The 9,895-nt window shown below is 71.0% G+C and carries 10 protein-coding genes; 5 read left to right on the forward strand and 5 right to left on the reverse strand.

Going from position 1 to position 9,895, the window contains the following annotated elements:
* The 4 genes from FE256_RS16330 to FE256_RS16345 form a co-directional block, all read left to right on the forward strand.
* Positions 1–787: sulfite exporter TauE/SafE family protein (locus FE256_RS16330; RefSeq protein WP_502704862.1), on the forward strand; the 787-nt coding region annotated here is incomplete at its 5' end.
* A 32-nt stretch (positions 788–819) separates the two neighbouring features.
* Complete coding sequence (locus FE256_RS16335; RefSeq protein WP_138177771.1) at positions 820–1,269, forward strand: FAS1-like dehydratase domain-containing protein; 450 nt, start codon at positions 820–822, stop codon at positions 1,267–1,269.
* Positions 1,266–1,670 carry a MaoC/PaaZ C-terminal domain-containing protein gene (locus FE256_RS16340; protein WP_138177773.1) on the forward strand — a complete coding sequence of 135 codons (405 nt, stop codon included), beginning with the start codon at positions 1,266–1,268 and terminating at the stop codon, positions 1,668–1,670. Before FE256_RS16335 ends, FE256_RS16340 begins: the two co-directional genes overlap by 4 nt.
* Positions 1,670–2,806, forward strand: coding sequence for a UDP-N-acetylmuramate dehydrogenase (locus tag FE256_RS16345; RefSeq protein ID WP_138177775.1), 1,137 nt, complete (start codon positions 1,670–1,672; stop codon positions 2,804–2,806). Before FE256_RS16340 ends, FE256_RS16345 begins: the two co-directional genes overlap by 1 nt.
* A gap of 69 nt (positions 2,807–2,875) precedes the next feature.
* Here FE256_RS16345 and FE256_RS16350 read toward each other — a convergent pair whose 3' ends face one another.
* The 3 genes from FE256_RS16350 to FE256_RS16360 all read right to left on the reverse strand — a co-directional run bounded on the left by FE256_RS16350 (position 2,876) and on the right by FE256_RS16360 (position 5,467).
* Positions 2,876–3,481, reverse strand: a complete 606-nt coding sequence (locus FE256_RS16350) for an endonuclease domain-containing protein (protein ID WP_171024388.1) — start codon at positions 3,479–3,481, stop codon at positions 2,876–2,878.
* Between the two features lie 395 nt (positions 3,482–3,876).
* Positions 3,877–5,091, reverse strand: a complete 1,215-nt coding sequence (locus tag FE256_RS16355) for a pyridoxal phosphate-dependent aminotransferase (protein ID WP_138177779.1) — start codon at positions 5,089–5,091, stop codon at positions 3,877–3,879.
* A 52-nt stretch (positions 5,092–5,143) separates the two neighbouring features.
* A complete protein-coding gene (locus tag FE256_RS16360) occupies positions 5,144–5,467 on the reverse strand; it encodes a hypothetical protein (RefSeq protein ID WP_138177781.1) in 324 nt (107 codons plus the stop codon).
* A gap of 55 nt (positions 5,468–5,522) precedes the next feature.
* On the opposite strand from FE256_RS16360, the gene FE256_RS16365 reads away from it, so the two are divergent.
* Complete coding sequence (locus FE256_RS16365; RefSeq protein WP_138177783.1) at positions 5,523–6,818, forward strand: chloride channel protein; 1,296 nt, start codon at positions 5,523–5,525, stop codon at positions 6,816–6,818.
* A gap of 92 nt (positions 6,819–6,910) precedes the next feature.
* On the opposite strand, the gene aceB is transcribed toward FE256_RS16365, so the two are convergent.
* Positions 6,911–8,572 carry a malate synthase A gene (gene aceB / locus FE256_RS16370; protein WP_252371064.1) on the reverse strand — a complete coding sequence of 554 codons (1,662 nt, stop codon included), beginning with the start codon at positions 8,570–8,572 and terminating at the stop codon, positions 6,911–6,913.
* Positions 8,573–8,601: 29 nt separating this feature from the next.
* Positions 8,602–9,885, reverse strand: coding sequence for an isocitrate lyase (gene aceA / locus FE256_RS16375; RefSeq protein WP_138177787.1), 1,284 nt, complete (start codon positions 9,883–9,885; stop codon positions 8,602–8,604).
* Positions 9,886–9,895 lie beyond the last annotated feature (10 nt).

Raw genomic sequence — 9,895 nt, forward strand, 5'->3', positions numbered from 1 at the left:
CACCCGCCCGCCCCGCACCGCTCGCTTCTACATCGTCTGCATCGGAGTGGGGCTGCTCGCCGGGCTCATGTCGGGCCTGTTCGGCGTCGGAGGGGGGACGGTCATCGTCCCGCTGCTGGTCCTGCTCCTCGGCTTCGACCAGCGCTTCGCCGCCGGCACCTCGCTCGCGGCGATCGTGCCCACCGCCTCGGTCGGCGTCATCACGTACGCGATCGACGGACACGTCGCCTGGATCCCGGCGCTCATCCTCGCCGCCGGCGCGGTGGGCGGGGCACAGATCGGCACCTGGCTGCTGCCGAAGATCTCCCAGACGGCTTTGCGGTGGGCGTTCGTGGTGTTCCTCGTCGGCGTCATCGTCAGCCTGTACTTCGTGATCCCCTCGCGCGACGCCGAGCTGGAGCTGACCTGGGCCACCGGCCCCGGCCTGCTGGCGCTCGGTATCGTGACCGGCATCCTGGCGGGGCTGCTCGGAGTGGGCGGCGGCATCATCGTCGTCCCGGCGCTCCTGCTGCTGTTCGGCACGAGCGACCTGATCGCGCGCGGCACGTCGTTGCTCATGATGATCCCGACCGCCGTCTCGGGGACCTTTGGCAACCTCCGCCGCTCCAACGTCGACCTGCGCGCCGCCGCGTGCGTCGGGATCGCCGCCTGCATGACGACGGCCCTGGGAGCGTCGCTCGCCAAGATCGTCGACCCCTTCGTCGGCAACGTGCTGTTCTCGATCTTCCTCGTGTTCATCGCCACGCAGATGGCGGTCAAGGCGGTGCGCGGCCGCCACCAGCGCTGAGCGGTCACGGCGGCGCGCCGTAGACTGAACCGGTGCCCGTGAACCCCGAACTGGTCGGCCGTGCCTTCCCGCCGACCGCGCCGTACCTCGTCGGCCGCGAGAAGGTGCGCGAGTTCGCCCGCGCCGTCTTCGCCGACGCCCCCCAGCATTCCGACCCCGAGGCCGCCCGCGCGCTCGGATACGCCGACGTCGTCGCACCGCCGACGTTCGCGATGGTCGTTCAAGACCTCACGCTGCAGCAGCTTCTGGGTGACCCCGACTCCGGCATCGAGCTCTCGCGCCTCGTGCACGCCGAGCAGCGCTTCCGCTACTCGCGTCCGATCGTCGCCGGCGACGAGCTGACCGCGACGCTCGCGGTCACCGGCATCCGCACGCTCGGAGGGAACGCGATGATCACGAGCGAAGCCGAGATCGTGGATGCCGACGGCGCCCACGTCGTGACGACGATCAGCGTCCTGCTGGCGGGGGAGGCGGGCGCATGAGCGGGTTCACCGTCGGAGACGTCGTCGCCGAGCGTTCCGTGCACCTGACCCGCGAGGCTCTCGTGCGCTACGCGGGTGCGTCGGGCGACTTCAATCCCATCCACTACCGCGACGACGTCGCCGCAGCCGTCGGGCTGCCCGGCGTCCTCGCGCACGGCATGCTCACGATGGGCATCGCGGTCGGCACGCTCGCCGAGGCCCTCGGCGACACCGGCCGCATCCTCGAGTACGGCGTCCGCTTCACGCGTCCCGTCGTCGTCGACCCCGAGGCCGGGGCCGACCTTGACGTCAGCGGCAAAGTCGGCGCCGTCGACGACGAGTCCGCCCGCATCGACCTCACCGTGACGCACGCGGGGACGACCGTCCTCGGCAAGGCGCAGGTGCGCGTGCGGCTGTCCTGATGCCCGAGGTCGCGTCGGTTCCGCTGTCGCAGCTCACGACTCTGCGCACCGGGGGGCTCCCCGCACGCATGGTCGAGGCGACCACGTCCGATGAACTGGTGCGCACCCTCCGCGAGGTCTGGGCCACCGGCGAACCGTGGCTCGTGGTCGGCGGTGGGTCGAACCTCTTCGTCGGTGACGAGCCGTTCGAGGGGACCGTGATCCGTGTCCGCACCTCGGGGATCGACGAGCTCCCCGGCTCGCGTCCCGACACCGTCCGCTTGCGGGTGCAGGCCGGTCACGACTGGGATGCCCTCGCCGCAGAGACGGTCGCGCGCGGTCTCGCGGGCATCGAGGCCATGTCCGGGATCCCCGGCACGGTCGGCGCCGCTCCCGTGCAGAACGTCGGTGCGTACGGCCAGGAGATCGTGCAGACCCTCGTCGAAGTGGAGCTGCTCGACGAGTCCACCGGCGAGCTGTCGACGGTCTCGGCATCCGACCTCGGGCTCGGCTTCCGCACGTCGGTGCTCAAACACCACTACGGGTCGGTGGCCGAACGCCCCGCCGTGATCGTCTCGGTCACGCTGGAGCTGGAGCGGGTCGGCGACGGCGACCGACCGGTTCCGGGGGCGCAGCTGCGCGGGGCCCTGGGACTGGATGCCGATGCCGCGGTGTCGTTGCGATGGATCCGCGAGCACGTGCTCGCGACCCGTGCACGAAAAGGCATGGTCCTGGACGACGAAGACCCCGACACGTGGAGCGCGGGGTCGTTCTTCCAGAACGCGATCGTCTCCGAGGCGTTCGCCCGCACCCTTCCGGCGGAGTGCCCCCGGTGGCCGATGTCGCCGATCGTCGATCCGATGACCGTGATCCCGCTCGCGGCGTTCGCCGGTGTCGTCCCGCCCCCGGTGATCGAGCAGCGCGAGGTGAAGGTCAGCTCGGCCTGGCTCATCGAGAACGCGGGCCTGTCGCGGGGCTTCCGCTTCCCGCGCTCGCGCGCGGGGCTGTCGACCAAGCACACGCTGGCCCTGACCAACCGCGGCGAGGCCACCGCCGCCGAGATCGCCGAGCTCGCCCGGTTCGTGCAGCAGCGCGTCCAGTCCGAGTTCGGTCTGCTCCTGCAGCCCGAGCCCGTCCTGGTGAACGTCGAGCTGTAGCCCTGCTCTCGCGCGCGAGGGGTCAATTTCTGTCGCTTGCGGCGCTCCGAAGCGACAGAAACTGACCCCTCACGCGCCGGCGAGCAGGCGGCGGACGCGCATCAGCAGCGCCTCGGGGGCGTCGAAGTCCCGGGCCGTCACCACCGTGACCCGGTACCCCAAGGACTCCAATTCCGCGCGGCGAGACTGATCTCTGCTCCACTGTCGTGCGTCGCGGTGGTAGTCGCCGTCGTACTCGATGACGAGACGCGCGTGGCGGTAGAGCAGGTCGACGCGCGCGATGAATCGGTGACCGTCGAAGATCTCGACGTTGCACTCCGGGGCGGGGAGTCCCGCCATCACCAGCAGGACCCTCAGCTCCGACTCCTTCGGTGACTCCGACCCGTCCACGGACAGATCGATGGCGAGTCGCCTCACTTTCGATCCTCGACCACCGATGAACCGTCGATGCATCACCTCCAGTTCTTCTCGGGTGCACAGCGGTCGTCGCCGCGCGAGGAGGTGATCGGTGAGCGCGGTCAGCTCTGCCGCGGAAAGGCGCTCGGCCAACTCCGCCCACGTGCGAAGCGGAGAAGAACATCGGATGCCGTCGACCTCGATGACATCCTCGTCCCGCACGTCGAGACGCCGACCGATCACACCCGGTCGGCGGATGCGGACGTGTGCTCGCGGCATGCCCACGACAGGTGTGTCCAGGGCGCTCGCGGCCAACGTCCAGGGCAGCGGGAGGCCCTGAAGAACGGCGGACGTCGGCCCGCAGCAGAATGCAAGGTCGGGCAGTGCCCGGAGAAGCGCGCCCACGCGCTGGCGTTCGTCATGGCTTCCCGGGACCACTCTCATCCCGCGGAACGGCGAACTCCACGCCGCGGATCGCAGCGTGCTGGGCGAGAGCCCCGCCGACTCGGCTTCAGTGATCGTGAACGCCGGGGAGGGCGCGCGGGACTGGGGCGACGAAGGCATCCTCCATCCTGTCGCTCCCGGCGTGCCGTGCGCCGCGCGTCTCCACAGCCCCCGCGCGAGGGGTCAATTTCTGTCGCTTGCGGCGCTCCGAAGCGACAGAAATTGACCCCTCACGCGGCTCGCGCTGAGGAGAAGAGGCGCTGGAGGCGGTGGACGCCCTCCAGGAGCTCGGCGTCGCCGAGGGCGTAGGACAGACGCAGGTAACCGCTCGGGCCGAACGCCTCGCCCGGCACCACCGCGACCTCGGCCTTCTCGAGGATCAGGTCTGCCAGCTCGAGTGAGGTCGTCGGCGTGACGCCCTCCCACTCGCGGCCCAGCAGGCCCCGCACGTCGGGGTAGACGTAGAACGCCCCGAGGGGGTTCGGCACCTCGACGCCGTCGATCTTCGCCAGCTCCGACACGATGAGGCGGCGGCGGCGGTCGAAGGCCTGTCGGAACTGCTCCGCCTCGTCCTGCGGCCCGTTCAGGGCTGCCGCGGCGGCGATCTGCGCGATGTTGTTGACGTTGCTGGACAGGTGCGACTGGAGGTTCCCCGCGAGCTTCATGGCATCCGCCGGTCCGACCATCCAGCCCACGCGCCACCCGGTCATCGCGTACGTCTTCGCGACCCCGTTGACCAGGATCGTCTGGCCGGCGAGTTCGGGCACGGCCTCGACGATCGAGACGGCGCGGACGCCCTCGTACGTGAGGTTCTGGTAGATCTCGTCGGTGATGACCCAGATGCCGTGCTCGAGGGCCCACCGGCCGATCTCGGCCGTCTCTTCGGGGGTGTACACCGAACCGGTGGGGTTCGAGGGCGAGACGAACACCAGCACGGTCGTCTTGTCGGTGCGGGCCACCTCGAGCTGCGCGACGGTGACCTTGTAGTCCTGGTCGGCGCCGGCGAAGACCTCGACGGGGATGCCGTCGGCGAGGGCGATCGCCTCGGGGTAGGTCGTCCAGTACGGGGCGGGAAGCAGCACCTCGTCGCCGGGGTTCACCACGGTCTGGAACGCCTGGTACACCGCCTGCTTGCCACCGTTGGTGACGATCACCTGCGACGGGGCGATCTCGAGTCCCGAGTCGCGCAGCGTCTTCGCGGCGACCGCCTCGCGCAGCACGGGAAGCCCGGCCGCAGGGGTGTAGCGGTAGTTCGCGGGGTTCTGCAGCGCTTCGGCGGCGGCATCCACGATGAACGAGGGAGTGGCGAAGTCGGGCTCACCGGCCGCATACGAGATGACGGGGCGGCCGGCGGCCTTCAGGGCCTTCGCCTTGGCGTCGACCTTCAGGGTCGCGGATTCGGCGATGGCGGAGAGCTTGCGGGAGAGCGGTGCGCGGTCGGTCACGGCACAGAGCCTACTCGGCGCGCCCCGGATGCCGTGGGCGCCCAGGCCCCCGTTACAGGGTCGTGCTGAAGAGCACCCACACGCCCGGCAGGACGAGCAGCAGCCCGAGCCCCGCGCCGACGATCGACAGGACCGGGGTGCGGTGCCGGCGCACCCGCCGCACGATGCCGACCGCACCGATGACGAGGGCGACGATCCCCAGGAACGCCATGATCGGCAGCAGGACGATCCCGAGCCACCAGATCGCGTTCATCCCGGGGGCGAGGCCGATGAGGAAGATCATCAGGACGGGCAGCAGCACGAAAGCCGCGAGGATCACGGCGACGATGCCGAGAGAGTCGGTCGCCCGCTGTTCTGCCGCCGAGGGGGAGCTCATGCGGTCACGCTAGCGCGTGTCCGGACGCTCCCGCACGGTGCGTTAGCGTGGCGGCGTGACAGCCCCCGCCCCCGAGCGCACGCGCGCGCACCGCCGCGGACTCGGAATCCTGTTCCGCCTCGGGCTCGCGACCCTGATCGTCGCCGTCGCGACAGGACTGGCGGTGCTGCTGCTGGTCTGGATCGTGCACACCATCGAGCACCTCGTGTGGGGGCACGAAGAAGGGCCGTTCCTCGACGGCTTGGCATCCCCCCGCGTGTGGTGGCTTCCGATCGTCACGGTCGGCGGTGCCGGTGTCGTCGCGGCGCTCGGGTGGTACCTGCTGCGCCGTTTCGGGCGACGCATCGCCAGCGTCGAGCAGGGTGTCGCCGGGGCGCACATGCCCTGGTGGGAGACGCTGGCCGACACCGTCATCCAGGTCGGCTCGGTCGCGCTCGGCGCCTCGATCGGCAAAGAGGTCGCCCCTCGCGAGCTCGCCTCGATGGCGGGATCCAAGATCGTGCGCTGGTTCCGCCTCGACGCGAGATGGGGGCGCATCCTCATCGCCGCGGCGGCGGGCGCGGGTCTCGCGGGTGTCTACAACGTCCCGCTCGGGGGTGCGGTCTTCGCGATCGAGATCCTGCTGGCGCAGTTCAGCGTCGGCGCCGCGGTCGTCGCCCTGACCGTCAGCGCGATCGCGACGATCGTGGCGCGCCCGCTCGTCGGGGACGTCGCGCTCTATCAGGTGCCCGCCGTGAAGGTGAGCCCGTCGCTGCTGGTCGCGGCGATCCTCCTCGGTCCGCTCCTGGGGTGGGCGGCGACGAGCTTCTCGACCGTGACCGCGCGCTTGGCAGCGTTCCGCCCGACCGGGTGGAAGCTCCTGGTCGCGCTGCCGGTCGCCTTCACCGCCGTCGGCGCGCTCGGCGCAGCCTTCCCGCTCATCCTCGGCAACGGCCGCGCGCTCGCCACCGCGGGCTTCGACCTCTCGCAGCCCGCGCTGATGCTGCTGCTGCTCGCGCTGCTGAAGTACGTCGCCACGGTCGTCTCGCTCGGTTCCGGTGCCGTCGGCGGCACCCTGCAGCCCTCGGTCGCGATCGGCGCGGCGCTCGGCGCAGCCGCGGCCGCAGGCTGGGCGTACGTGTGGCCCGGGGCCGACGGAACCGCCCTCGCGATCGTCGCGGCGGCGGCGTTCCTGGCATCCACCATGCGTGCCCCGCTGACGGCGATCGTGCTCGTGATCGAGTTCACCGCGACCGGTTTCGACCTGCTGCTGCCGATCTTCCTCGCCGTCGCCGGTTCGCTGGCGGCCTCGCGGCTCACGTCGCGCGCGAGCGTGCGCCGCTTCGCGCCGCTCGACCCCGGCCGCGAGTAGGCCCGCGCACGCGGCAGACGCGCGGAAGGGCCGCGCACGCGGCAGACGCGCGGAAGGGCCGGAGCACGCGGCCCCGGCCCTTCCGTCGCCGATCAGTCGAGGTACTTCGCGTAGGCGGGCAGCGTCAGGAACGCCGGGAACTCCTCGCGCAGCGCCACCTCGCGGAACACCTCGGCGGCGTCGTCGAAGCGGTCGCCCTCGAACCGGGCCGCCTCGGCGAGCACCTCGTCCAGCAGCGATTCGACGTACTCGCGCGTGATGAGCGTGCCGTCATCGGTGGAGCGGTCCTGGTGGATCCACTGCCAGATCTGCGAGCGCGAGATCTCGGCGGTCGCGGCATCCTCCATGAGGTCGTCGATCGCGACGGCTCCGAGGCCCCGCAGCCACGCCTCGATGTACCGGATCGCCACCGCGACGTTGCCGCGCACGCCGGCGGCCGTGATGGGGAGCCCGATCCTCAGGTCGAGCAGCTGCCCGGCCTCCACCGTCACCTCGTCGCGGGTGCGGTGCAGTTGGTTGACGCCGTCGCCGAGCACCGCGTCGAACTCGGCCCGGGCCACCGGGATGAGGTCGGGGTGGGCCACCCAGGTGCCGTCGAAGCCGTCGCCGGCCTCGCGGCGTTTGTCGGCCGCGACCTTCTCGAACGCCGCCTCGGTCACCTCGGGCTTGCGGCGGTTCGGGATGAAGGCGCTCATGCCGCCGATCGCGTAGGCGCCGCGCTTGTGGCACGTGCGCACCAGTAGTTCGGTGTAGGCCCGCATGAACGGCACCGTCATCGTCACTTCGCTGCGGTCGGGCAGCACGAACCGGGCGCCGCGACCGCGGTAGGTCTTGATGATCGAGAAGATGTAGTCCCACCGGCCGGCGTTCAGGCCCGCGCAGTGGTCTCGCAGCGCGAAGAGGATCTCCTCCATCTCGAACGCGGCGGGCAGCGTCTCGATGAGCACCGTCGCGCGGATCGTGCCGTGCGCCAGGCCCAGCCGCTCCTCGGTGAACGAGAAGACGTCGTCCCACAGTCGTGCCTCATCGGCGGACTCGATCTTCGGCAGGTAGAAGTACGGTCCGCGGCCCGCGGCGATCAGCGCGTGGGCGTTGTGGAAGACGTACAGGCCGTAGTCCACGAGGGAACCGGATGCCGGCAGCTCGCGGCCCGCGCGGTCGATGACGGTGATGTGCTTCTCGGGCAGGTGCCAGCCGCGCGGGCGCATCACGATCGTGGGCGTGCGCTCGGCGGTGACGCGGTACTCCTTGCCCTCGGGGCTGGTGTAGCTCAGCTGCCCGCGGATCGCGTCGAACAGCGACAGCTGGCCGCCGATGACGTTGCGCCACGTGGGGGAGGTGGCATCCTCCTGGTCGGCCAGCCACACCCGCGCGCCGGAGTTGAGCGCGTTGATCGTCATCTTCGGGTCGGTCGGACCCGTGATCTCGACGCGGCGGTCTTCGAGGCCGGGACCGGCCCCCGCCACGCGCCACGACGGGTCCTCACGGATGTGCGCGGTCTCGGCGCGGAAGTGCGGGTCCTCGCCGTTGCCGATCTCGAAGCGTCCGCGCAGGCGCGCGGCGAGACGGTCGTGGCGTCGACGGCCGAAACGGTCGTGCAGCTCGGTGACGAAGGCGAGGGCGGCGGGGGTGAGGATCTCGCCGTCGCGTCCCTCGAGGGGGTGTTCGACCCGCAGGTGCGGGGCGGGAGTGGATGCCGAGGGCTCCGGCATCCGTCGGTCGTCGGTGGTGGGCGGTGAGCCGATGAGGGTCATGATCGTGGCTTTCTGGAAGGGGAGAAGTGTCAGTGGAACTGCGCGGTCTCGGTGGAGCCGGCGAGGGCGAGCGTGGCGCTGTCGGGGTTGAGCGCGGTCGAGACGACGTCGAAGTAGCCGGTGCCCGCCTCGCGCTGGTGCTTGGTGGCGGTGTAGCCGACGGCCTCGGCGGCGAACTCGGCCTCCTGCAGCTCGACATACGCGCTCATGGCGCGCTCGGCGTAGCCGCGGGCGAGGTCGAACATCGAGTGGTTCACGGCGTGGAAGCCGGCCAGCGTGATGAACTGGAAGGCGTAGCCGAGAGCGGCCAGGTCGGCCTGGAACGTGGCGATCTGCTCGTCGTCGAGGTGACGCTTCCAGTTGAAGCTCGGCGAGCAGTTGTAGGCGAGGAGCTTGCCCGGGTAGCGGGCGTGGATCGCCTCGGCGAAGGCGCGGGCGAGCTCGATGTCGGGCTCTCCCGTCTCGACCCAGATCAGATCGGCGTAGGGGGCGAACGCGAGACCGCGGGCGATGACGGCATCCAGACCCGGGCGCACCCGGTAGAAGCCCTCGCTCGTGCGCTCGCCGGTGAGGAACTCCGCGTCGCGCTCGTCGACGTCGCTCGTGAGAAGGTCGGCGGCGAGCGCGTCGGTGCGGGCGATGATGACGGTGGGTACCCCCGCGACGTCGGCGGCGAGACGCGCGGCGTTGAGCGTGCGGATGTGCTGCTGCGTCGGGACGAGCACCTTGCCGCCGAGGTGGCCGCACTTCTTCTCGCTCGCGAGCTGGTCCTCCCAGTGGATGCCGGCGGCCCCCGCCTGGATGAGGGACTGCGCCAGCTCGAACGCGTTCAGCGGTCCGCCGAAGCCGGCCTCGGCATCGGCGACGATCGGGGCGAGCCAGTCCTGCGTGATCTCGCCCTCGGCGCGCTCGATCTGGTCCTGACGGAGCAGCGCGTTGTTGATGCGGCGGACCACGGCGGGCACCGAGTTGGCGGGGTACAAGCTCTGGTCGGGGTACGTCTGCCCCGCGAGGTTGCCGTCCGCGGCGACCTGCCAGCCCGAGAGGTAGATGGCCTTCAGCCCCGCGCGCACCTGCTGCACGGCCTGACCGCCGGTGTACGCGCCGAGGGCCCGGACGTACTCCTCGGTGTGGAGGAGGTTCCAGAGGTTTTCGGCCCCGCGGCGGGCGAGGGTCGATTCCTCGCGGACGCTGCCGCGGAGGCGGACGACGTCGTCAGCCGAGTACGTGCGCTCGATGCCGTCCCAGCGGGGGTCGTTCTCCCACGAGGCGCGGATCTCATCGGCGGTCTCGGTCTGGTCGCCGGGGCGCAGGGGCGGCTGG

The organism is Microbacterium sp. 5K110 (genome assembly GCF_005774735.1).
Lineage (GTDB): Bacteria > Actinomycetota > Actinomycetes > Actinomycetales > Microbacteriaceae > Microbacterium.

Coding starts and splice junctions, on each gene's coding strand:
- FE256_RS16340 (WP_138177773.1), top strand. CDS start 1,266: ATGAGCGGGTTCACCGTCGGAGACGTCGTCGCCGAGCGTTCCGTGCAC.
- FE256_RS16345 (WP_138177775.1), top strand. CDS start 1,670: ATGCCCGAGGTCGCGTCGGTTCCGCTGTCGCAGCTCACGACTCTGCGC.
- FE256_RS16350 (WP_171024388.1), bottom strand. CDS start 3,481: ATGCCGCGAGCACACGTCCGCATCCGCCGACCGGGTGTGATCGGTCGG.
- FE256_RS16360 (WP_138177781.1), bottom strand. CDS start 5,467: ATGAGCTCCCCCTCGGCGGCAGAACAGCGGGCGACCGACTCTCTCGGC.
- aceB (WP_252371064.1), bottom strand. CDS start 8,572: ATGACCCTCATCGGCTCACCGCCCACCACCGACGACCGACGGATGCCG.